The sequence below is a fragment of the Algoriphagus aquaeductus genome (assembly GCF_003253485.1).
In the GTDB taxonomy this organism is placed as follows: domain Bacteria; phylum Bacteroidota; class Bacteroidia; order Cytophagales; family Cyclobacteriaceae; genus Algoriphagus; species Algoriphagus aquaeductus.
Genome location: NZ_QKTX01000011.1, coordinates 41,482 through 64,267, shown reverse-complemented (window position 1 = coordinate 64,267; position 22,786 = coordinate 41,482). Strand labels below are relative to the sequence as shown.

Below are 22,786 nucleotides of genomic sequence, written 5' to 3'. Positions count from 1 at the left end.
ATGCCCTTTTTTTTACTTTTTTCAGCTTATCTTCAAAATAGTTATGTTCTAACTAAGGAAAAGTCATATTTTTGAGCATACACTTTTCACACTAATTCATGGATTACTACAACAAAGTCATCGAGTCGGTACACGTACGATTTTTGAGGGGAAATAATTTTAAGGTTGAAAAGCCTATTTCTGTTTTCGACTATTTGGAATCCGAAAATACCCTCATTCTCCTCCACCATGGAACACTTAAGTTTGGGGAAGATCAAGAACTTGTCAATGAGGGCGAGGTTCTTTTCCTTCCTAAAGGTCAAAAGACAGCAATCACTTTTGGAGCCGGAAGCAAACGCCAAGAAATCAGCCTGGAGCAGTTTTCCGAATCCAAACGAAAATACCTTCAAAGCATCAGCTATAAGGAAATCAAGACTTCAGAGGAAGACTGTATATCGGTCTTGCATTTTGAATCCAAAGTGTTTGATGTAGTCAACTTCTTCAACTCTTTAGACATTCCTCCTTTTATCATTCGGTTCAACGATCGGATTGCCACACTATCGGAGGACATTATGAAAGAGCTCGAAACCACCAATGTGGGAAAAGAAAGAGCCCTAAAGGCACAAACGGAAGTGTTGGTCATTGAATTACTCAGGCATATCCTGAAAAACAGACTGTTCACAGAAGAACTGTCCACCAATTCCACCTATTTCAAAGATCCTCGGCTGATTGACCTGTTCAACTTTATCAAAACCAATATTGGTGGCGACCTATCCAACAAGGTTTTGGCCAAAGTGGCCAATGTGTCTGAAGATTATGTAGGTCAGTATTTCAAAATGCTGACCGGAATCAATCCCCAAGACTACATTGAATACCAGCGAATGGAAGCCGCGGTCGAGCTTTTGAGAACTACCAAAAAATCTATTCGGGATATCGGGAAAGAAGTGGGCTACAAAGACACCGCTTATTTCTGTCGCCGTTTTAAGATGATGTATGGTGTTCCCGCAGGTAAAATGCGACGAAGGGAATCCTTAATTAATGTTCAATAATTGGTTGTACCACATTTTGACCTTCAAGACCTCGGCCAAAAAACCGGGGTCTTTTTCTATGGTATTTCCCAAAACAATCAAATCTGCACCGGCATCAAAGGCCAGCTTTACTTTTTCTGTGGAGTCCAGCCCACCTCCCACGATCAAAGGTCTCTTGACTGATTTTTTGACAACCTGAATTGCCTCCGGTGAGACAGGTTTCTTTGCACCGCTTCCCGCTTCCAAATAAAAATAATCTAAGCCAAGATACTTTCCTGCCAAAGAAATCGCCTTCAATCGATCCAATTCCGCATTTAAAACAGGTAAAGTATTGCTGGCTTTGTGGACACTGAGAATCTCTCCGTTGTTCACCAAAAGGTATCCGGTGGGTAAAATCTCCAAAGAAAGGTTTTCCAAACGAGGAGCAGCTTCTGCCTGCTGCGAAATGAGATATTCCGGATTTTTGCCTGAAATAAGGCTTAAAAAAAGTATTCCATCAGCCAATCCGGAAATTTGAAGTCCGGAACCGGGGAAAATACAAATTGGTATGGATCCGGAAAATTGACGGATGGTGAAAATAGTCCTTTCCAACTCCTGCGAATTGCCACCACTACCCCCCACTAGTATTAGATCCAATCCTGAATTTCCAATCCACTCAAATCGGGCCGGATCCAGCTCTTTCTCAGGATCAACCAACCACGCGATGCCCTTTCTTCCGGATTTTGAGAGGATTTTAAGGAGTTTACTGATCTTTTTCAACTGCCCCTGATTCAGTATTATCTGAAAAAAGCTGCGCCAAAATCTTGTCTTTTGCCAAAGCAAATCCCAAGATTAGCAAGCGCTGAGTCAAACTAGGCCAAATGGAAGAACTTTTCGGTTTGGAGAGTCTTTTTTTAATCTCATCATCCAGCAGCCCCTCTTTTTCCAAAACTTCCATGGCTTTTTGGGTATTTTTCACCTTCTTTTTACGGGTGGCTTTTACCACACCATAGGTAAGCAAAGCACCTACAGCCAAAACAGCACCTACTTTCAGCCAATCTTCAGAATCTTTTTTCAACATTTCCAATTGCTTGGCTAAAGTCTGCTCCAACTCTTCTGATTTTTTTTCAAGATCCTGCTTCATCTTCTTCTTTTTGGCTGTTTGCTCGGAAAATAAAATTTTTCAAAGTGGAATTGATTTGTTCCTGCACCCCATGTGAATCCCTGGTCAGATACAAAATCAAGACAATCAAGAGATACATCAAGGCTACGATCAAGAATCCCAAGTAGGGACTTTGAGTCACCTGACTAATAAAAAACGCCAAAGAAAGGGACAAAAACAGGAAGACCAAGAGTACCAATGAACCAAGAATGACTAACAAAATCAATCTGGACAGGACGTTGACAAATTCATCCTGAATTTCATTTTTTATGATTCCTATCCTTGTCTCTACGATACTCTTTACCGTTTGGACAATCTCCCCAAGATTCAGCATGATGTGGATTTTTACGGGCTAATGACCTCTAAAGTGATAATCGAATATAGGCTAAAAACCTAAGATCAAAAAAATCATGCCTGAATTGAATCGTCGGCTTCCTGATAAAACTTGAATCTCAAAACCAGCTCCAAAGCCATCAAGATCGCCTGATTGACGGGATATTGATTGGCCAGCGATTCATCTATATCTTTCAGCCTGGTGTAAAAATATGGCGCCAAGGGCATTTCCAAATCTTCGTTGATCCGCTTGGTAGCAAGTTGAAAGAGTTCCGTTTTTTCTGACTTCAAGATTTTGCAGGTGATTAATTCCTTCTGGCCTGTTTTATTATTTCTCCTGGCTGAAGCTCCAAATAGTCTACAAATCATCCCTCTTTTTGCATAATTTCCACAAAAACCCTTCGTCGAATCCTCTGATTGGGGTCGGTAGACGACACAGATTCCGGGAGATTCTTGCATGGCCAGGTAATTTGCCATTTCATCGGCCAATCCTTTATCATAAAGGTCAAATGCCAAAGGTAAAAACTCCAATGGACTAGCCGGAACATCCGGATTGGCACAACAAAACCCGCATCCAGATATACAGCCCATACCTGCCTCTGCATGAAATTGCCTGGATTCCTCTTCTAACTCCTTAAATATTCCTTCTACTGCCCGAGACTTTTCTGCTAAATTCATTGAGGTAGGTTTACGCTACAAAAGTAGCCAGGCAAATCTGTAAATATTCGGCGAATCAAGGGATTTTTTATCTCTGATAATCAGTATTTTAATCAAAAAACAGACTGAATTCTCGCCATTCCTGCCTGAGAATCGTTTTCTTGAGGGTACAAATTGAGAGAATATGAGCCACATAGATGAAAAAAAATCGGAAGAACGAATCCGAAGAGCCTTTAAAGAGCGTGACTGGAGTGAAATCAAAAGTGCTGACTCTTGGGCTATTTTTAAGGTAATGTCTGAGTTTGTAGAAGGATTTGAAAAACTCGCCAAAATCGGTCCCTGCGTTTCTGTTTTCGGTTCGGCACGAACTCCAAGAGATCACCATTACTATAAAACCGCCGAAGAAATCGCTGCCAAATTGGTCCGCCATGGCTATGGAGTGATCACCGGGGGTGGTCCGGGTATCATGGAGGCGGGTAACAAAGGAGCTTACTCAGAAGGCGGAAAATCCGTCGGGTTAAATATTCACCTGCCTTTCGAGCAGTTTAACAATATCTATATTGACCGCGATAAGCTGATGACCTTCGATTATTTCTTTGTCCGCAAAGTCATGTTTATCCGCTATTCCCAAGGATTTGTCGTGCTTCCGGGAGGGTTTGGTACCTTAGATGAATTCTTCGAAGCGTTGACGTTGATCCAAACCAACAAGATCGGACGCTTCCCGATTGTGCTTGTGGGCAAAGATTACTGGGGAGGATTGGTGGACTGGATCAAAGCCACGTTACTCCGGGGTGATCCCAATTACATCAGCGAGTCCGATTTGGATCTCTTTTGTGTGGTGGATGATGCCACGGAAGCGGTCAAAGTCATCGACGAATTCTACAGTAAATACCTGCTCAGTCCAAACTTCTAGAAAAAACGAAACCCGCCATATCCGCGGGTTTTGTGTTTTAAGAGACTTTCAAGCGAAGCTCTCCCTGTCGTTTGACCACTTTGAGTTCAAAATGCTGGTTGATGAATGCTTTGCAGTGATTTTCTGCCCATTCGGCTCGCGTCTCGGTATCGTATAGCAAGGTCATTCGAAGCATTGTTTTCACATACTGTTCGTGCTGACCCAACTGTTGAATGTAGCTTATCAAAGCCTCAGACCAGTCTTCCTGAAACTTTTCAAAATGAGTTCTGCCGTCAAAAAGCAATTCCAGCTGATTATCTCCATGCTTGTAGCGGTAGATTCCGCACAGTTGCCTGTAAATCAACCGAACTCTGTCCTTGGGAAATTCAAAGGTATCCAGGATTTTGGCGTAGGTGTGATCCATTAACTGGAGAGGATTGTATAAAAATGTGTAGGATCGTTTCAATTCAAAAATCATCCGGTCAATCAACTGCTCCTCAAGCGAGGACTGCGCCTGCCTAAGGATGTAATTTTTGTCCAGTGGGAATAATTTTTCGATCATCAGGGCCTGAATATGGGGTAAAAATAAAAACTTATCTCATGGAAAAACACAAAACGGGAAAAGTCCTTGCAGACTTTCCCCGTTTTTTCAAATTTTTAACGGATTATAAGAAGGATTCCATACTTCGGCCTGCCGACTTCAAGCTTCCTGCTTAATCAAACATCTCCTCAATCAGTTCAGTGTAGAAGTCTTTGATGCTTTTCCCTGTAGCCTTCACCTGCTGGGAAATCAAGCTCGTTTCGGTCTGTCCCGGCACGGTATTGATCTCGATAAAGTAGAACTTACCCGTCTCGTGCTGGAGAAAATAATCAATTCTCACAGCTCCTTTGCAGTTCAGTTTTTCATAGACTTTGGTCACAACACGACCAACACGATCGACTTCCTCTTCGGTCATTCTTCCCGGAGTGATTTCCTCACAGACTCCTGGGACATATTTCGCTTCGTAGTCAAAAAATTCCTTGCTGCTCACGATTTCGGTAGCCGGTAGTACGGTGATTTTTCCTTTTCCTTTGAAAATCCCGATCGAAAACTCCCTTCCTGAGACAAATTCCTCCACGAGCACTTGCTTATCTTCTGCAAAAGCTTTTTCCAAGGCCTCCGGCAATTCTTCCCAAGTTTTTACCTTACTCATTCCGATGGAACTTCCCCCATTATTGGGTTTGATAAAAAGGGGCAGCGTGAGTTCTGATTGAATCTTGGATGCGTTTTCTGGGGAATTTTCGAAAAGTTGAATTGATCTAGCCACGTTCAGTTCGGGAATATCCTGCACAATGGCTTTGGTATAGCCCTTGTTCATGGTAATTGCTGAGGTCAGCTGATCGCAGGTGGTGTAGGGAATACCGAGCATATCGAAGTACCCTGCTAGTTTTCCATCTTCCCCCGGTGAACCGTGAAGAATGTTAAATACTCCGTCAAACTTCACCTTTTCATCCCCGATCATGATGCTGAAATCGTTGAGGTCCACGGGTACTTTTTCCCCTGAAGCACAGCTAAAATGCCAATCGCCCGGATAGACCAAAATCTTATACACATCGTAGCGTTCCCGATCGATGGTCTTTTCGACGACAGCGGCACTTTTGAGGGAGATGACGGACTCACCGGTAAAACCTCCGGTGACCAAGGCAATTTTCTTCTTCATAGCAGGGAAAAATTAACTATGCGAAATAGCTTATTTTCCGTTTACCCTCCAAGGTTTTCCAAAAAACCCTCCAAGGGTTTCGAACCCTTGGAGGGTTAAAATCAAGCTTTTTATATATTCGCCCTCGTTTCAATAAAGAATTTTACCCAAAAATCAGGAGATATGATTAAAAGTTGGAAAGTGCTGAGCCTAGCCTGGTTCGCGATGATCGGAATGGCCCTCAGTGCCCAGGCGCAAAGCCTGAAAAAAGTAACTCTGGAGGATGTCTTCAAAAAAGGCACCTTCAACCAAAAATCCGTCTACGGCATCAACTGGATGAAAGACGGGCAGTTTTACAGTTCGCTCGTGCAGCGAGGCGGAGCACCGGCTGTGGTCAAAATCAACCTGGCCACCGGTGAAGAAGCAGGAGTATTGCTGGATGGCGCCAAGCTCGGAGTAAACTTTTCCAGCTATTCTTTCAATGCGGACGAATCCAAAGCACTCATTGCTACCGATGTAGAGTCCATCTATCGACGCTCTTCCAAAGGCATTTTCTACGTGGTGGACATGGCCACCGGCCAAAAGCAGCAGTTGATGAACGGAGAGAAAATCTCCTATGCGACACTTTCACCGGACAATGACAAGGTGGCTTTTGTCAAAGACAATAATCTATTCATGGTGGAGTTGGCTACCAACAAACTGACCCAAATCACTACCGATGGAGAGTGGAACAAAATCATCAATGGTGCTGCCGATTGGGTGTACGAGGAGGAATTTTCCATGGCCCAAGCTTTCAAGTGGTCGCCTGACGGCAAAAAGATCGCTTTCATCCGCTTTGATGAGACCCAAGTGCCGGAATTCAATATGCAGACTTGGGGCCCACTTTATCCTCAGGATTACAAGTTCAAGTACCCAAAAGCAGGAGAAAAGAACTCCCTCGTAAGCATTCATGTCTATGATTTGGCTACAGCGAAAATCCAAAAAGTGGATGCTGGAACGGAAACTGACATCTACTTGCCAAGAATCTACTGGACTAAGGATGCTAATACCTTGGCATTTATCCGAATGAATCGCCTGCAAAATCAGCTGGATATTTTTCATGCGAATGCGACCTCAGGCGAAAGCAAGCTGATCATCTCCGAGACCTCCAAAACCTACGTGGACCTTGACTACAACGATGACCTGCAATACCTCAGCGATGGAAAAACCTTTATCCGCACTTCAGAGCAAGATGGCTTCAAACACATCTACCACCACAATCTGGACGGTAGTCTGATTCGTCAGATTACTTCAGGGAATTGGGAAGTGAGTTCCATGGTAGGCGTAGATGAAAAAGCCAAAAAACTCTATTTCATCTCGACGGAGTCCTCTCCACTAGAGCGGAATTTTTATGTAATCAATCTAGACGGCAAAGGCAAAAAAGTGCTCACTCCTGCCAAAGGAACACATACGATCAACATGAGTCCCGATCACAAGTTTTTCATCGATTACTACTCCACGACAGATACACCGGTAAAGGTGACGTTGAACGATGCGACAGGAAAAGAATTGAAAGTCCTTGAAGACAATCAGGCCTTAAAAGAGCGTTTGGCGGGTTTTGCCTTGGGGAAAAAGGAATTTTTCACCTTCCCAACCGTGGATGGTACGCAGCTGAATGGCTACATCATCAAGCCGGCTGACTTTGATCCGAACAAAAAATATCCGGTGCTGATGTATGTCTACGGCGGTCCGGGTTCGCAAAATGTGCTGAATTCCTGGGGTGGAACCCGCGACTTCTGGCATCAGCAATTGGCTGCGGAAGGGATCATCGTGGCCTGTGTGGACAATCGTGGTACTGGCGCACGTGGTCGTGACTTCAAGCATTCTACCTATGCCAACTTGGGCAAACTGGAAACCATCGATCAGATTGAGGGAGCCAAGTATTTTGCCAAAATGTCTTTTGTCGATCCTACCCGAATCGGCATCTGGGGATGGTCTTATGGAGGCTACATGTCTTCGCTTTCCCTGATGATCGGAAATGACGTGTTCAAGACTGCCATCGCAGTAGCGCCGGTCACCACCTGGAGATATTACGACACGATCTACACCGAGCGCTACCTTCAGACTCCACAGCTTAACCCAGCCGGATACGACGACAACAGCCCGATCACACATGTAAATAAGCTGAAAGGAAATTTGCTTTTGATCCATGGAACCGGCGATGACAATGTGCACTTCCAAAATGCGGTTGATCTGACTAATGCCTTGATTGCAGCGGACAAGCAATTTGAATCTTTCTACTATCCCAACAGAAACCACGGAATCTACGGAGGCAATACCACTTGGCACCTGTACACGATGATGACTGATTTTTTGAAGAGAAAGCTTTAAAAACGCTCATGCTCCAAATAAAAAACCGCAGGATGAAAGTTCTGCGGTTTTTTTTGTAGCACTTTATTGAAACCAATCGTCTCTGAATCAAACACTTTTGTCAACCAAAATCAACCTTTATGAAAAATGTATTTAAGATTTTCCCCGCCCTGATTTTAGGGGTATTCTTTTTCTCATGCCAAGACAATGAAGAACCTGACACCCTACTTGAACAGGTAGGATTTGAAGGGACTTTGCCGGATGGGAGTACATTCGGAACGATCAATATTCGATCTGGGAATGGAAGCGGGAGTATGGGAGCAAATGGAAAATTCACAGGAAGGCATATTTTAAGTATCCGGACTTTTGAAACCAAATGGTCTTTAAGTTTAGAATCTCCATCCAAACCACTACCCGATGATACACCGAGAGGAGAAAATGTATCAAGGCAGCAAATAATAGACTTATTCAATACCCACTATCCCTATGAAGACCTATGGCAGGTGTTTATATCTGAAAAATCAAAAGCAGATTCCGACCTCCAATATACCAGTTTCGACCAGTTTAAAATTCAATTATCAAATCAAGAAAAATACTATGTCTATTCACCTGAGAACTTTTTCCCCAGAAAGGGAGGTAAAATTAGAGTATTGGCAGTGGAAGAAGGTCTGGTAAAGAATCTTTCGGGACAGGATGTAAGAAAAATCGAGGTGGTTCTTGAATTTGATATTCCTATGAAAACTAATGACCCAAGCGTTGAAATTCAAGAAGGCAATTTGAAAGGTGTGGGTCGATTTAGGTATCGGGAGGATTATTATCAAGGAGAGTTTGAAAGAAGATGATTTTCTAAGTTGTGTATTTCAATGCCTATTTCGCTTTAAACCCACAATAACATCTGATCCAAAGCTGCAGAAAAAAATTCTTGCAGCTTTTTGATTTAACAAGTTTTTATCTATTGAAATCGATCGATAAATTATACTTCAAAGCTCATTGGATCAAGCACTTCCAAACCTTTTACAAGCTTAAAGTCTTTCAAATTATGAGTTAAAAAAGGCTGGTTTAGTATCAAAGCTGATGCTGCAATAATGGCATCAGGAACTTTCAAGCCATGGGTTCTTCTGACTTGAATCGTTGCCTCTTTAATTTCTTCTGATAGTTCAACTCGATAAAAATTATCTGTATATCCGCTTTCCTACCAGTAAACTTAGCTAGCTTAAGAAATTTCTAAAAAAAGGTGGAAATCAAGAATCCTTCGGTCTTCGGTCATCGGTCTTCCGACCCATTAAACAAAGAGAATTTGGCTGGTGGTGCAATTGCGGACAATCACAAAAATTAAATAAGAATCCTGAGATTAATTTGGCTTCTGATTCGGAAAGCTTTTTCCAAGACAAGAGTTCAATCTCAGTGATTATGGAAAACTTCGGTTTATTTCTTCTCAACTCATTTAACAAAAAATCCTTCGATGGCTTAGGCCGCAAATCTTGAAGAAAAAAAATGATTGAATTCGTGTCCCAAACCATTAATCCCAATTTCTGAATCCCTCAATTTCCTTTTCGATTTCGGTAATGCTCATTTTTGGAAGAGACCCTATATAGCTAGCCCAATCCACCGATTCAGGTGGGTTTTCCTGATTGATCTCAATCATTTTTTTGTTCACAAGTTCTTGGAGCTTTTTAATCGCTTTTTTATCCAAAATTTTAATTGTCAGCTTTTCCATATCCCAATTTACAATTTAATCTGATCCAGATAGAATTTCATCCGACTGTGATCCCGTTCCAAAAAGTCGATTTTATCAATCCGATCCTTTTTGTGATTATAAAAGACCTCGATGTACTCGTTTTCCAACAAGTACAAATTAACCTTATGCCGGTAGTAGCGAATGCCCACGACAAAAGTTCCTTCTAGATAAAGGGTTTTGATCTTTTGGTGCAAGGGCAGTTGGCTGAATTCTTCCCGACTCATGAGTTTTACTTTTCAACAAAGACTTGAAATTACCCCTTTTGGTTCGTTTTTATTTTATCCCAACACCTAAAAACCAAAAAGCCCCCGGAAATCCGAGGGCTTGGGGGTGATTAGAACTTTTCTTTTTCTCTAATGAGCTACGGTTTGAAAGTCTTTGATGGCTTCGCTGAAATCGAGAACCTGCGCTCCTTTTAACGCTCCAGCCACAATGCTGGAACCTGCCGCAGAACGATATCCCCCGGCACAGTGAACCAATACTGGCTTTTCTGTTGGTATCTCGGAGGCTCTTTCTCTCAGTTCCTGGAGTGGAATATTCAATGCCTCTTCGAAAATTGGTGTATTGGCATGCTCGTCTCGGCTACGGATATCCACGATAGTGTACCCATCCGGATTTGCTTTGAAAGCTTCGACGTCGAAGAAGGCGCCTGTCTCCGTCATTCCTGCAGGATTTACCACCGCTCCGTGAATGAGTTGCTCGTAGCCGATTTTGGCTGCTTTGTAAATGAGGATTTCAAGCTCGGCGGTGGAATCAGCTACGAGGAAAAATCTCTCTTCTGGACCCACTATCGATCCCAACCACGTTTCGAACTTACCCCCATTCATGATATTAATAGCACCTGGGATATGGCCTGCCGCAAATTGAGCCTGCTTTCTGGTATCAATGACTAAAGCGTCAGCTGGGAGAGTAGCTCCCTCTGGCCAAATACTTACCTGAGAAATAGATCTCTGGTAAGCAGGTGCACCTTTTTTATTCATATCCACATCGTAGCCGAAGTACTTTGGAATATATGGCTGACCCTGAAGCAGGGAGTCCATGAAAGTCTTTTCGTCCAAATCAGAAAAAGCCCAGTTGGTGGCCCGCTGCTCTCCGATGGTGGACTGACGGGCATCGCTTAGGTTTTTCCCACAAAGTGAACCGGCACCGTGTGCCGGATATACCAGCACATCATCACCCAAAGGTTTCAACTTATTCTGTACCGTGTGGTACATCATTCGGGCGAGTTCTTCACGCTGTGCGGTCATATTACCCGCCTTTTCTCTCAAGTCTGGCCGGCCTACATCACCAATAAACAAAGTGTCCCCAGAGAATAGCGCATGGTCTTTTCCATTTTCATCCTTCAACAGGATACTGATGGAGTCAGGAGAATGGCCAGGAGTATGCAAGGCGTGGAAAGTTACTTTTCCCATTTGGAAAGAATCCCCCTCATCAAATCCGGTATGAGGATATTCTGCTCCGACCAATTTGGATACATAAATTGTAGCTCCTTCATTCTTGTGAAATTCCAAATGAGAACTTACAAAATCTGCATGAGGGTGCGTTTCGATGACAGCTACGATTCGTGCATCATTTGCTTCTGCAAAATCATAGTATTGCTGAGGGTTTCTACCTGGATCAACCAAGGCTACTTTACCTTCGGATAAAATCGCATAGCTTGCGTGAGCTAAGCCTTCGTCATAAAACTGTTGGATATTCATATTTTTTATCGTTTTCTCCTTTGATTGTGCAAAGGTATCACCACTTTCTTCTTGGTTTCCGTGACCCAAATCACACGGGACAAATTCAGAGACTGGACGAAGGACTTGCCGGAGAGCATTTTGAGATGTAAACTTGAAACAGCTAAAATCAATTCCCATTGTATTCCGTACTTCGTACCCTTTCTTTCTTTTTGGTCCTTTTGGTTTTAGGGGCTTTCTTTTTTTCCTCCTGCAAATCCAAGAAAAAACTCGCTGAGGAAAATCCTGCATTTACGGTAATCCAAACCGCAAAATCCTACCGTGGCACTCCTTATAGATATGGAGGCACCACTCGAGCAGGGATGGACTGCTCGGCTTTGGTCTACCATTCTTTTTATTCGGCGGGATTCTCTTTGCCAAGAAGATCAATTGACCAAAGCAAACTAGGTCAAAAAATAAATCTCAATCAGGTGAAGCCGGGAGACTTGCTATTTTTCGCAACAGGAAGAAAAAGAAATGAGGTAACTCATTCTGGTATCGTCACGGAAGTTGACAAAGGTGACATCCGCTTTATTCATTCCTCCACTTCTTTGGGGGTTACTGAAGACTACTTAAGCCAAGCCTATTGGAACAAGGCATTTCTTTTTGCAAAAAGACTTTTGGAATAACAGAAAATTGGCCCCGGAGCCCAAAAACGAATCACTCTGGGAATCTGACCATTCTAAATGGATTTATTTTCCAAATATCCTTTGGGAATAGGCTTTTCTGACTAATTTTGCGCTCGAATTAAAAAAGCGTATCCTTTTTACATTTCATCTAATCAAATGGCAAATATTGGAAAGATAACTCAGGTAATCGGCCCGGTGGTGGACGTATCCTTTGAAGGCGGCAAGCTGCCAAACATCCTCGACGCGCTGGAACTTACCAAAGAAAACGGCCAAACCGTCGTTTTGGAAGTACAGCAGCACTTGGGTGAAGACCGGGTAAGAACCATCGCAATGGACTCTTCCGAAGGTATGGTAAGAGGCATGGAAGTACGAGACATGGGTCAGCCTATCTCTGTTCCGACTGGCGAAGGCATCAAAGGTCGTCTTTTCAATGTGGTAGGTGAAGCAATCGACGGTTTGCCTCAAGTTCCAGCTGGAAAGAGACTCCCGATCCACCGATCAGCCCCTAAGTTTGAAGATCTTTCTACCTCTACCGAAGTACTTTTCACAGGTATCAAAGTAATCGACTTGATCGAGCCTTATGCAAAAGGTGGTAAAATCGGTCTCTTCGGTGGTGCGGGTGTAGGAAAGACCGTATTGATTCAGGAATTGATCAACAACATTGCGAAAGCATACTCTGGTCTATCTGTATTTGCCGGTGTAGGTGAACGGACCCGTGAAGGAAACGACCTTTTGAGAGAAATGATTGAGTCAGGCATCGTGACTTACGGTGAAGACTTCGTACATACCCTGGAAGAGCAAGGCGGATGGGATCTATCTAAAGTAGATCTTAAGAAGCTGGAAGATTCTAAAGCAACCTTCGTGTTTGGTCAGATGAACGAACCTCCTGGGGCACGTGCTCGAGTAGCTTTGACAGGTTTGACTTTGGCAGAATATTACAGAGATGGTGACGGTTCAGGACAAGGAAAAGACATCCTGTTCTTCATCGACAACATCTTCCGATTCACTCAAGCGGGATCTGAAGTATCTGCACTTTTAGGACGTATGCCATCTGCGGTAGGTTATCAGCCAACCTTGGCTACCGAAATGGGTGCCATGCAAGAGCGAATCACCTCTACCAAAAACGGTTCCATCACTTCTGTACAGGCGGTTTACGTACCTGCGGATGACTTGACTGACCCGGCTCCAGCGACAACTTTCGCTCACTTGGATGCTACTACTGTATTGTCCCGTAAGATTGCCGAATTGGGTATCTACCCTGCGGTGGATCCATTGGACTCTACTTCACGAATCCTTTCTCCAGATATCTTGGGCGACGATCACTACAACTGTGCTCAGCGTGTGAAGGAAACCCTTCAGCGATACAAAGAACTTCAGGATATCATCGCCATCCTCGGTATGGAAGAACTTTCTGAAGAAGATAAGCAAGTCGTACACAGAGCGCGTCGAGTTCAGCGTTTCTTGTCTCAGCCATTCCACGTAGCAGAACAGTTCACCGGTTTGAAGGGTGTGTTGGTTGACATCAAGGATACCATCAAAGGCTTCAACATGATCATGGACGGTGAATTGGATCACCTTCCTGAAGCAGCATTCAACTTGGTAGGTAGCATCGAAGATGCCATTGCTAAGGGTGAGAAGATGCTTGCTGAAGTAAAATAATTTGAACTAAAGGCATGGAGGAGCGATCCTCCATTTCTTTTCTAATACATAATTTATGCAACTAGAGATCGTCACACCGGATAAAAAGGTATTTCAGGGAGAAGTCACTGAGGCCACTTTCCCAGGAGCTTCTGGTGCTTTCCAAGTGCTGAATAATCACGCTCCGATCGTGTCCGCTTTGGCCAAAGGAGCAGTATCTTTTACGACCAAAGAAGGCAAGCAATCCATGATTGTGGATGGAGGAGTCGTAGAAGTGAAAAATAACGTGATTGTGGTTTTGGCCGAGAAAGTAGTCGGCTAATCGCAAACGGAAATAACTAAAAAAAGTCCAACTCGGAAGGGTTGGACTTTTTTGGTTTTGAGGGAGTCAATTTCCAAAGTTCGAAGCTCAGGAATTGAGAAATCATACTTTCTCAAAATTTAAGGGCTTGAAACATTATAATTTTCCAAACTTCCAATTTCTCAATTATTCTATTACCTTTGCAGCCACGAAAGGGGGTGTATACTTATGATCATTGTAAACGTAAAAGAGAACGAATCCATCGACAAAGCGCTAAAGCGTTTTAAAAAGAAGTTTGACAAGACCGGTGCGGTTCGCGAACTCAGAGCCCGTCAGGCTTTCACTAAACCTTCCGTAAAAAGAAGAGATGAGATCATTAAAGCAGCTTATCGTCAGAAACTTCAGAACGAAATGATGAAGTAATCCTGGCAAAAGCGAACGCCAATTTATAAAAAGCACTTACAGATCAGTAGGTGCTTTTTCTGTTTTAGATACAGTCAGCACTTTCTATTTTTCTTATTTCACGACTTTTCGACCAAAATATTCAAATCATTTACATAGATGATCTTTGTCACTCAAGATTTCTAAATTTTGGCTTAACTTATTTTTGAATTTAAAGCCATGATCGATTCTTTCATCAATTACCTAGAGCACGAAAAAAGGAGCAGCAGCCACACGGTATTGGCTTACCGAAAGGATCTGGAACAGGCCCAAGAGTTTGTCAACACTTCTTTTTCAATAGAAGAACTTTCCGAATGTTCTCACCCTGAATTGCGGGCATGGATCATTGACTTGGTCGAACAAGGACTCAGCCCCACCTCGGTGAATAGAAAACTGGCCACCCTTCGGTCCTTCTACAAATTCTTGCTGCGATCCAAAGTCATTGAGAAGGATCCAACCTATAAGTTAAAATCCCTTAAAACACCGAAAAAACTCCCGGAATTTCTGCAAGAATCGACCATTGAGTCCGTTTTAGAAACTGGAGTGTATGAGCAGAGTTTTGAAGGGTTGAGGGATCGTATGGTCATGGAATTCCTATACCTCACCGGGGTAAGACTTTCAGAACTTACTTCCATCAAATGGAAAGATTTAGATTTTCATGAATCTCAAGTTAAAGTATTGGGAAAAAGACAAAAAGAACGAATAATACCCATCACAAAAGGGCTCCAACGGAATATTATACTATACAAAAAAGAATTTGAAGAAAGATTTTCAAAAATTGAAGGGAATGAGTACTTTATAATCAGCAACAAAGGTGAAAAAGCATATTCCATGATGATTTACAGAATCGTAAGGCACTACTTGGATTTATTCGCTCAAACCACCAAAAGAAGTCCACACCTTTTAAGACACACCTTTGCGACTCACCTTTTAAACAAAGGCGCAGACCTCAATGCGGTCAAAGATCTGCTCGGCCATGCCAACTTAGCTGCCACGCAGGTATACACTCACAACTCTATGGAAAAACTGAAGGCTGTGTTTGAACAGGCACATCCTAAAGCGTAAATAAATCAATTGTTCAACCATTTAAATGCAATCGTTATGAAACTGCAGATGCACTCCATCCACTTTGACGCCGACCAGAAACTGATCGACTTTATCCAAAAGAAAGCAGATAAGCTGGACACTTTCTATGATCGAATCATAGATGGAGAGGTTTTTATGAGACTAGATAAAAATGAGAAAAACGCGAATAAAATCGTAGAAATCAAACTCAACGTTCCAGGCAAACAGTTCTTTGCGAAAGAACAAAGTGATTCCTTCGAAGCTGCTGCGGATGAAGCCGTCGAAGGTCTGAGAAGGCAAATCAAAAAGCATAAAGAAAAGGTAGTCCTGGCCAAACAATAAGTCAGGTCTTAAAATTTGTAGAAACCCTCAGGAAACTGGGGGTTTTTCTTTTCATCTTTGTGACATGAATAACCAATCGACTTACACTCGACTCTTTTGGCTCATTAACTTTACCATACTTGTTCTAAAAGTACTTTTTGCTTCAAGACCTGAGCTTGATCTTTTTACCGAAGAAGCCCAGTATTGGTTATGGTCTCGAAATCTGGATTGGCAATATTATTCTAAGCCACCGATGGTTGCCGTTTTGAATTTCCTGAGTACCTCCCTCCTTGGTCATACAGAATTGGCAATTCGAATTATCCCGGCTTTTCTTGGATTTCTTTCAGCGGGTATTTTATTCTCCTTTGCGCGTAAAATCCACCAATCCGAGGAAGTAGGCTTCTGGGCTGGGGCAATTTTTCTGGCGATTCCTATCACATTTTTAGGATTTACCTTTCATACCACAGACACCTCCATGTCATTTTTCTGGATTTTGGCATGGTATGCTTTTTACTTGGCTATTGATTCTCATGGTAGAAAAATGTGGGTAATTGCAGGCTTACTGACAGCTCTGGGTATCCTATCCAAAAGCACCATGCTTTTGATTTTTCCTGCCGGATTTATTTACCTGTTTTTGACAAAATCTTTAAAGGAAAATTTCTCCAATTTTCTACTCTTCTCCTTTATTTCACTTTTGGGCTTCATTCCCGGAATTATCTGGAATTTTCAGAACGACTTCTATACGGTAAGACATATCGCCACCTTGGGAGGAGCATCCTCTGGCGAAGCACAGCCATTTGATTGGGGCTTGTTGATGGCCCGGACCTCAGAGTATTTGGGAGGTCAATTGGCTATGGTGTCCGTATTTTTATTGCCGTTTTTTGGAATGGCTTTTCGGAAGGCATGGAAAACCAAAGATCATGTTGCTCTCTTCCTCGTACTCCCCGGAGTGTTGACATTTACCGGATTTTTGGGACTGAGTTTTACAACCTGGATTTTGGTTAATTGGCCAGGGTTTGCCTATAGCACATTTGCCGTATTTCTTGCTCCCTTGATGGTCGAATTAGCTGGAGGATGGAAAAAATACCGAAACATTTCCCTGATCATAAGTTTGGGGATTATTGCTCTGGTTTTATTTCCCAACTATGCAAATTGGAAATCCTCTGGCCCAATTTTCAGTGGGGAAAAAGCCCTTTTTAAGCGGATGATTGGCTATGAGGAATTAGGGGAGAGGGTTCAGCATCTATTGGACAGTCTTGGGGGAGATTCCCCGATTATCTTCAGCGAAAGCTACCATACCGCTTCCGAAATGGCTTTTTATATGTCTAGTCATCCACAAACCTTGGTGGTCAATATGGGTAGTAGGAAAAATCAATGGGACCTTTGGCCCGGGATGGACGTTCAAGTAGGCAACCCCGGTAGATTTATTTTTGTCAGTCGGTCCAAAGAAAGCCCAGAGAGTGTAACGAAATTTTCCAGGTTAATTCATGAGGAAACCCTTCCCTTTTATTTTGGATCTGACTCCATAGGACAAAGTAAAATCCAAGTTTGGGAACACCTACTAGAATATCAGCCTGTCCAGACTGATTCATTTTAAGAAAGGGAATCGAGTGATGGGAAAATTATTTTGAACCAGATTGGGTGACTATTAGATAGCTTAAAGCCTTAACTTTGCGAGGATGAACAAACCCTTACTTTCCGTAGTGATTACGGTATACAATGAAGAAGACAATATCCAACCTCTTCTTGAAGCTACCTACAACGCGCTGGCAGGCATTGACTACGAAGTGATTTTGATAGAAGATGGCTCTACTGATGCCACCGTCTCCAATGTCAAGAAATACGCGAATGACCGGACGAAACTTCTAATTTTTAATAAGAACTATGGACAGACTACTGCTCTAGCTGCTGGCATTGATCAGGCTATCGGCACTTACATTGCCACCATGGACGGAGATCTTCAAAATGATCCCGAAGACCTGCCTGGTATGCTTCAAAAAGCCATCGAGGAAGATTGGGATGTGGTGGCTGGAAGAAGAGCAAACAGAAAAGATGGCTTTGTATTAAGAAAAATCCCTTCGAAAATCGCAAACTGGGTAATCCGAAACACCACCAAGGTCTATCTCAATGATTATGGATGTACCCTCCGAGTATATAAGGCTGAAATCGCCCAAAATATGGGCCTGTATGGAGAACTTCATCGGTTTATACCAGTTCTTGCCAAACAACAGGGGGCCAAAATGACCGAGGTGGATGTAAAGCACCATCCGAGAATACACGGCACTTCAAAGTATGGTCTAAGCCGCACTTTTAAGGTTTTGGCGGATTTGATCCTGATGCTTTTTTTCCAAAAGTACTTTCAGCGTCCGATCCACCTCTTTGGAGGTTTGGGATTGCTGTCTTTCCTTTTGGGGACCTTGATTAGCTTCTACCTGTTGATTTTGAAAATTTTGGGAGAGGATATCTGGGGAAGACCGATTATGATTTTGGGATTTATTCTGATTCTGGGTGGAATACAGCTGATCACCACGGGGATTATTGCCGAGATCATTGTACGAACCTACTTCGAATCTCAGGATAAGAAGACCTATCGAATCAAAGATATCTTTCAGGGAAAAGCTAAAGAAGTGAAAAATATAAAGTCAGAAAGCTGAAAAAGTAGGCAGTGGTCAGTCGCAGGTTGCAGATTTGACTTGGACTTTTTGAGCCTTCTTTACTGATAATCAATAACTGAATAACCAACCTCCCCTTGTCCCGATTCAAAAACCAACTCAAAACCGTCCTGAAGCTTTTGCTGACGGGCTTGGCTTTGTACTTGGTTTTTCGAAAAATCGACATGGAGCAACTTTCTCAACTTACGAAATCAATCCACTGGTTTTGGCTGATTCCGGCCGGGGTCCTGTTTATCCTGAGCAAAGTGGCTACTGCCATCCGGCTCAATCGCTATTTTGAAAACATTGGAATCCAACTTTCAGAGTCACAAAACTGGCGACTTTACCTGATCGGGATGTTTTACAATCTGTTTCTCCCCGGGGGTATAGGCGGAGATGGCTATAAAGTCTATCTACTCAGCAGGCAGTTTAAAACTCCCGTTAAAAAACTGCTTCAAGCCGCGCTTCTGGACCGTCTCGGAGGCTTGGTTGCCATCGTTTTCTTGCTTTTCGGGCTGTTTCTGATGGTCGAAGTCAAGCTTGAGTTTCTCGAAAGTCCAGCTTGGAACGCGCTGATGATAGCCGGCTTGGTGTTGACGATTCCTGCATTTTGGCTGGTTCAAAAGTTATTTTTCAAAGACTTTCTACCCTCTTTTTGGTCCGGAAATGCGTGGTCCTTTGCCGGTCAGGTTGCGCAACTGATTTGTGCTTGGTTTATACTGAAGGCCTTGGGAATTCATGAGACTATTCTGGCCTATCAGTTGGTGTTTTTACTTTCTTCTATTGTCGCCGTACTGCCGCTGACTATTGGAGGTGTGGGAGCCAGGGAGTTGGTTTTTGTCTATGCACACTCTTACGCAGGAATTGAAGAGACCGCCGCAGTTGCTTTTAGCTTGATCTTTTTCTTGATCTCAGCCTTGGTTTCCTTGGCTGGATCTTTTATCCAAGTTGATTTAGCAAAAAAATCCAACTAGCTGTAAATCAATTATTATTAGATCAATCATCCTTGCAGATTTACAGTGTCATTTTAAATCTGCAAGGATCAAGGCTAGTCTAAATTTTTTAAATCAATACCTTTGCCCAAAATCCACAAACCATGACCCGAGCCGAGCTTTTCTCCCAAATCCAACGAAAATCATCCTACCTTTGCGTAGGTCTGGATCCTGATTTGGAGAAAATTCCGGCTCACTTGCTTTCAGAGCCTGATCCGATCTTTAGCTTTTGCCAAGCCATCATTGAGGAAACAGCAGATTTTGCGGTTGCCTATAAGCCAAACATCGCCTTTTTCGAAGCCTTGGGAGCAAGGGGTTGGGAGACTTTGGCAAAGGTTGCTGAGATCATGCCTAAGGATGTATTTACCATCGCCGATGCCAAGCGGGGAGATATAGGAAATACCTCCAAGCTGTATGCAAAAGCCTTTTTTGAGGCCATGAACTTTGATTCGGTGACGGTGGCTCCCTATATGGGAAAGGATTCGGTGACCCCATTTTTGGAATTTGAAAACAAGTGGGTCATCCTTCTCGCCTTGACTTCGAATGTGGGATCTTTAGATTTTCAGCTGATTGAAGACAAAACCGGAAAACCGCTATATCAGTCTGTCTTGGAAAAAAGTCAGGAATGGGGCAGTCCGGAAAATCTCATGTATGTAGTCGGTGCGACCCGTGGGGAACTGATCGGAGAAGTGCGGAAAGTAGCCCCAGAGCATTTCTTTTTGGTTCCCGGTGTAGGCGCACAGGGCGGTAGCCTGACAGATGTAGCTCGATTTGGGATGAATTCGACCTGTGGGCTATTGGTCAATTCAAGTCGGGGGATTATTTATGCTTCGGGAGAAAAGGATTTTGCGAAAGCAGCAAGAAAAGAGGCGGAAAAGCTGCAGGTAGAAATGAAGGGGCTCTTGGAAAAGTATCTTTGATTATTTGTAGTGGCCAACCACCGAAATCACCGTTACAATTATGATTTTTTGATCCACAGCATAGACCAATCGGTGTTCCCTATTTAATCTTCTTGACCAAAACCCGGTAAGATCATGTTTCAATTGTTCCGGTTGCCCGGTACCTGAAAACGGGTGATCGCTTAATTCAATTAGGAGACTTTTTAATTTCCTAAGCAATGCCTTGTTCCCCGTCTTCTTCAGCTTTTCTACTCCATCCAATGCCTTTTGAGTAAAAACTAACTCATAGCTCATAAGCCCAAAAGTTGGTCCAACTCATTTTTCTTGATTTTGGTAACTTTTCCCGATTTGTAATCCTCGATTCCTTCTTTTACCTCCTTTATTACTTTTGGATCAAGAAAAAAGCGGTCCTCCTCGCTTACAGGGACCAACACATAGGACTTATCTTTCCCTCTTTGGACAATGACTTGTTGGTTTTGATCTACCAGGTCAAAGTATTTTTTCTGATTATCCCGGAATTCTTTTGAGCTGATCACTAACATAATTTTGAATTTTTGTACCTTTTAGGTACACCAAATTTAAGCTAAAAAGTTCAGATCCATAAGGTCTTGATCATCTATAGATTTGGTAAATCTGATCAAAATCAGGCAATTCAAACGCTTCATAGTTTGATTCTCTTTGCTAATTCCCTAAATTCCATAAGCTTTTAGTATTCAGGCTTATGAATTTTAAGGAAGACTTTTTACAGCTGGTATGGAAGTACCAATATTTCGATCGAAAAAATCTTCAGACCGTAGATGGGCAGCAGGTACAGATTCACAACGTAGGTTTTCACAACCAAGGCGAAGGGCCGGATTTTCGGGATGCCTCCTTGGTCTTGGATGGAGTTACTTTCCATGGCCATGTTGAGGTTCACCGATTAGCTTCCGAATGGAAGCAGCACGCCCACGGTGGAGATCCCGCCTACAATTCCGTCATTCTCCATGTGGTCTGGGAAAATGACAAAGAAGTCTTCCGAAATGATGGCACGCCTATGCCGACTTTGGAACTCAAGGGTAAAATTTTCCTCGAAATCTGGCGGAATTATGAAAATCTCCTCGACTTCAAATCCGACCTTCCATGCGCTCACGCCATCAAATCAGTCCCTGACATCATACGGTTTTCAGCTTTGGAGAAGGCACTGGTGGAGCGATTGCTGGAAAAATCCAAACTTATCCTTTCCATCCTTGATCAAACCAAAGGAGACTGGGAGGAAACGGCCTACCGGTGGCTGTTTACCTGCTTTGGATTTAAAGTCAACTCTGTCCCAATGAGCGAATTGTCCACTTTGGTTCCTTACAAAACTTTACAAAAACACCGAACCCAAGTTTCCGCCCTCGAAGCCATGCTGCTGGGTCAGGCCGGACTTTTACCCGAAAAATCAGAAGAACCCTATGTTCAGCACCTGATCCGTGAGTATGATTTTTATCAGAAAAAGTTCAATTGGCAACATCGACTCAACCGACAGCAGTGGTCCTTCATGGGTGCCCGTCCGACTAATTTTCCCACCCTTCGAATCGCCCAACTTGCCTCGATTTTATCTAATGCTCCGAATCTTCTGCAAGCGGTGATGGAAGACAGTAGGGAGTTTTCTGCCTTCAAAAAACTTCTTCAGGTCAAGCCTTCTGACTATTGGCAGCATCATTACAACTTTGGAAAACCCACTGAGAAAACCGCTTCTAGAGGCATTTCAGGCCAAACTTTGGAGCTGTTGATTATCAATTTTGTGATTCCCTTATGGTTTGCTTACGGCAGCTATTTCGAGCAATCGGAATGGCAGGAGCGCTGCTTTGACCTGATGCAGACAATTCCGGCGGAGAATAATTTTATCACTCGCAAATTCGCGGAAAAAGCATGGAAGGCCGAAAATGCCTTTGATTCCCAAGGAATGATCGGACTTTACCGTGGCTATTGCCAGCCTCAAAAATGCCTCAATTGCAAGATCGGGCAAAGTCTGCTCAAAGGACAATCCAAATGATTCGTTGCGCAAGCGAGTCAAAAATTCGCCTCGGAAGGTGTCTCCACCGACCGAAATCGAATTTTTAAACATTAAGAATTGTGTTTAATCCTGAGTTTTGATTGTACTTGATCATTAACTGCAATCATCGGTTCTTAATTTCCTCATATGCTTTAATGGAATAATTCAAAAGGGTCAAAAACAAAAGTTCTTTATCCGATTTTTCTTTTTGAGTGAGAATTATCCTCTTCCACATTCGAGCTTAGCTTTGTCAATCCAAATGAACTTTTGCGCAAGCTGGGCTTTTCCCGTACTTTTGCAATCCAAAACCCCACAGAT

The 22,786-nt window shown here is 43.0% G+C and carries 26 protein-coding genes and 1 pseudogene; 15 read left to right on the top strand and 12 right to left on the bottom strand.

The genetic code is table 11. The features are described 5' to 3' along the window. Positions 1–98: 98 nt before the first annotated feature. On the top strand, positions 99–1,028 hold the full coding sequence (locus tag CLV31_RS14815; protein ID WP_111393688.1) for an AraC family transcriptional regulator: 930 nt from the start codon (positions 99–101) through the stop codon (positions 1,026–1,028). Here the strand turns inward: CLV31_RS14815 and CLV31_RS14810 are convergent. The 4 genes from CLV31_RS14810 to CLV31_RS14795 form a co-directional block, all read right to left on the bottom strand. Further along, positions 1,011–1,766: a geranylgeranylglyceryl/heptaprenylglyceryl phosphate synthase gene (locus tag CLV31_RS14810; RefSeq protein WP_245943413.1), complete on the bottom strand. Its 756-nt coding sequence runs from the start codon at positions 1,764–1,766 to the stop codon at positions 1,011–1,013. The two genes, CLV31_RS14815 and CLV31_RS14810, sit on opposite strands and share 18 nt — an antisense overlap. Further along, positions 1,750–2,130: a hypothetical protein gene (locus tag CLV31_RS14805; RefSeq protein ID WP_111393687.1), complete on the bottom strand. Its 381-nt coding sequence runs from the start codon at positions 2,128–2,130 to the stop codon at positions 1,750–1,752. The genes CLV31_RS14810 and CLV31_RS14805 overlap by 17 nt, the downstream gene beginning before the upstream one ends. Beyond that, entirely contained in the window at positions 2,114–2,482 is a 369-nt protein-coding gene (locus CLV31_RS14800) for a phage holin family protein (RefSeq protein ID WP_111393686.1), read from the bottom strand. The genes CLV31_RS14805 and CLV31_RS14800 overlap by 17 nt, the downstream gene beginning before the upstream one ends. 74 nt (positions 2,483–2,556) lie before the next feature. Next, positions 2,557–3,159, bottom strand: a complete 603-nt coding sequence (locus tag CLV31_RS14795) for a YkgJ family cysteine cluster protein (RefSeq protein WP_111393685.1) — start codon at positions 3,157–3,159, stop codon at positions 2,557–2,559. Positions 3,160–3,322: 163 nt separating this feature from the next. Between CLV31_RS14795 and CLV31_RS14790 the strand changes: the two genes are divergently transcribed. Next, a complete protein-coding gene (locus CLV31_RS14790; protein ID WP_111393684.1) occupies positions 3,323–4,051 on the top strand; it encodes an LOG family protein in 729 nt (242 codons plus the stop codon). Between the two features lie 37 nt (positions 4,052–4,088). Here CLV31_RS14790 and CLV31_RS14785 read toward each other — a convergent pair whose 3' ends face one another. Both CLV31_RS14785 and CLV31_RS14780 read right to left on the bottom strand, forming a co-directional pair. Continuing rightward, complete coding sequence (locus tag CLV31_RS14785) at positions 4,089–4,592, bottom strand: hypothetical protein (RefSeq protein ID WP_111393683.1); 504 nt, start codon at positions 4,590–4,592, stop codon at positions 4,089–4,091. A 151-nt stretch (positions 4,593–4,743) separates the two neighbouring features. Further along, positions 4,744–5,730: a D-alanine--D-alanine ligase gene (locus CLV31_RS14780; RefSeq protein ID WP_111393682.1), complete on the bottom strand. Its 987-nt coding sequence runs from the start codon at positions 5,728–5,730 to the stop codon at positions 4,744–4,746. A gap of 204 nt (positions 5,731–5,934) precedes the next feature. Between CLV31_RS14780 and CLV31_RS14775 the strand changes: the two genes are divergently transcribed. Next, on the top strand, positions 5,935–8,079 hold the full coding sequence (locus CLV31_RS14775; protein ID WP_245943417.1) for a S9 family peptidase: 2,145 nt from the start codon (positions 5,935–5,937) through the stop codon (positions 8,077–8,079). Between the two features lie 119 nt (positions 8,080–8,198). Next, on the top strand, positions 8,199–8,900 hold the full coding sequence (locus CLV31_RS14770) for a hypothetical protein (protein WP_111393680.1): 702 nt from the start codon (positions 8,199–8,201) through the stop codon (positions 8,898–8,900). Between the two features lie 131 nt (positions 8,901–9,031). On the opposite strand, the pseudogene CLV31_RS22295 reads toward CLV31_RS14770, so the two are convergent. The 4 genes and pseudogenes from CLV31_RS22295 to CLV31_RS14750 form a co-directional block, all read right to left on the bottom strand. After that, a pseudogene (locus CLV31_RS22295) lies at positions 9,032–9,220 on the bottom strand (hypothetical protein); the annotation flags it as partial. Positions 9,221–9,577: 357 nt separating this feature from the next. Further along, positions 9,578–9,775 carry a hypothetical protein gene (locus tag CLV31_RS14760; RefSeq protein ID WP_111393678.1) on the bottom strand — a complete coding sequence of 66 codons (198 nt, stop codon included), beginning with the start codon at positions 9,773–9,775 and terminating at the stop codon, positions 9,578–9,580. A gap of 8 nt (positions 9,776–9,783) precedes the next feature. Further along, positions 9,784–10,020 (bottom strand): hypothetical protein, encoded by a 237-nt coding sequence (locus CLV31_RS14755; RefSeq protein ID WP_111393677.1) that lies wholly within the window; start codon positions 10,018–10,020, stop codon positions 9,784–9,786. Between the two features lie 129 nt (positions 10,021–10,149). Beyond that, positions 10,150–11,496, bottom strand: a complete 1,347-nt coding sequence (locus CLV31_RS14750; protein WP_111393795.1) for an MBL fold metallo-hydrolase — start codon at positions 11,494–11,496, stop codon at positions 10,150–10,152. A gap of 158 nt (positions 11,497–11,654) precedes the next feature. On the opposite strand from CLV31_RS14750, the gene CLV31_RS14745 reads away from it, so the two are divergent. The 10 genes from CLV31_RS14745 to pyrF all read left to right on the top strand — a co-directional run bounded on the left by CLV31_RS14745 (position 11,655) and on the right by pyrF (position 20,472). Then, positions 11,655–12,143 (top strand): C40 family peptidase, encoded by a 489-nt coding sequence (locus tag CLV31_RS14745; protein WP_111393676.1) that lies wholly within the window; start codon positions 11,655–11,657, stop codon positions 12,141–12,143. Between the two features lie 156 nt (positions 12,144–12,299). After that, on the top strand, positions 12,300–13,802 hold the full coding sequence (gene atpD / locus CLV31_RS14740) for a F0F1 ATP synthase subunit beta (protein ID WP_111393675.1): 1,503 nt from the start codon (positions 12,300–12,302) through the stop codon (positions 13,800–13,802). Between the two features lie 55 nt (positions 13,803–13,857). Continuing rightward, entirely contained in the window at positions 13,858–14,103 is a 246-nt protein-coding gene (gene atpC, locus CLV31_RS14735; protein ID WP_111393674.1) for an ATP synthase F1 subunit epsilon, read from the top strand. Positions 14,104–14,310: 207 nt separating this feature from the next. Further along, positions 14,311–14,505: a 30S ribosomal protein S21 gene (gene rpsU / locus CLV31_RS14730; protein ID WP_111393673.1), complete on the top strand. Its 195-nt coding sequence runs from the start codon at positions 14,311–14,313 to the stop codon at positions 14,503–14,505. A 198-nt stretch (positions 14,506–14,703) separates the two neighbouring features. Next, a complete protein-coding gene (locus tag CLV31_RS14725; RefSeq protein WP_111393672.1) occupies positions 14,704–15,588 on the top strand; it encodes a tyrosine-type recombinase/integrase in 885 nt (294 codons plus the stop codon). Positions 15,589–15,624: 36 nt separating this feature from the next. After that, positions 15,625–15,930 (top strand): ribosome hibernation-promoting factor, HPF/YfiA family, encoded by a 306-nt coding sequence (hpf, locus tag CLV31_RS14720; protein ID WP_111393671.1) that lies wholly within the window; start codon positions 15,625–15,627, stop codon positions 15,928–15,930. 64 nt (positions 15,931–15,994) lie between these two features. Beyond that, positions 15,995–17,506 carry an ArnT family glycosyltransferase gene (locus tag CLV31_RS14715; RefSeq protein ID WP_111393670.1) on the top strand — a complete coding sequence of 504 codons (1,512 nt, stop codon included), beginning with the start codon at positions 15,995–15,997 and terminating at the stop codon, positions 17,504–17,506. A gap of 82 nt (positions 17,507–17,588) precedes the next feature. Next, on the top strand, positions 17,589–18,563 hold the full coding sequence (locus CLV31_RS14710; RefSeq protein ID WP_111393669.1) for a glycosyltransferase family 2 protein: 975 nt from the start codon (positions 17,589–17,591) through the stop codon (positions 18,561–18,563). 95 nt (positions 18,564–18,658) lie between these two features. Continuing rightward, entirely contained in the window at positions 18,659–19,534 is an 876-nt protein-coding gene (locus CLV31_RS14705; RefSeq protein WP_245943412.1) for a lysylphosphatidylglycerol synthase transmembrane domain-containing protein, read from the top strand. Positions 19,535–19,656: 122 nt separating this feature from the next. Then, the gene (pyrF, locus tag CLV31_RS14700; RefSeq protein WP_111393668.1) at positions 19,657–20,472 is read left to right on the top strand and encodes an orotidine-5'-phosphate decarboxylase; all 816 of its coding nucleotides are present in this window, start codon (positions 19,657–19,659) and stop codon (positions 20,470–20,472) included. Here the strand turns inward: pyrF and CLV31_RS14695 are convergent, their stop codons facing one another. After that, positions 20,473–20,745: a Txe/YoeB family addiction module toxin gene (locus tag CLV31_RS14695; RefSeq protein WP_111393667.1), complete on the bottom strand. Its 273-nt coding sequence runs from the start codon at positions 20,743–20,745 to the stop codon at positions 20,473–20,475. After that, positions 20,742–20,993 (bottom strand): type II toxin-antitoxin system Phd/YefM family antitoxin, encoded by a 252-nt coding sequence (locus CLV31_RS14690; RefSeq protein WP_111393666.1) that lies wholly within the window; start codon positions 20,991–20,993, stop codon positions 20,742–20,744. Before CLV31_RS14690 ends, CLV31_RS14695 begins: the two co-directional genes overlap by 4 nt. A gap of 179 nt (positions 20,994–21,172) precedes the next feature. On the opposite strand from CLV31_RS14690, the gene CLV31_RS14685 reads away from it, so the two are divergent. Continuing rightward, a complete protein-coding gene (locus tag CLV31_RS14685) occupies positions 21,173–22,468 on the top strand; it encodes a DUF2851 family protein (protein ID WP_111393665.1) in 1,296 nt (431 codons plus the stop codon). Positions 22,469–22,786 lie beyond the last annotated feature (318 nt).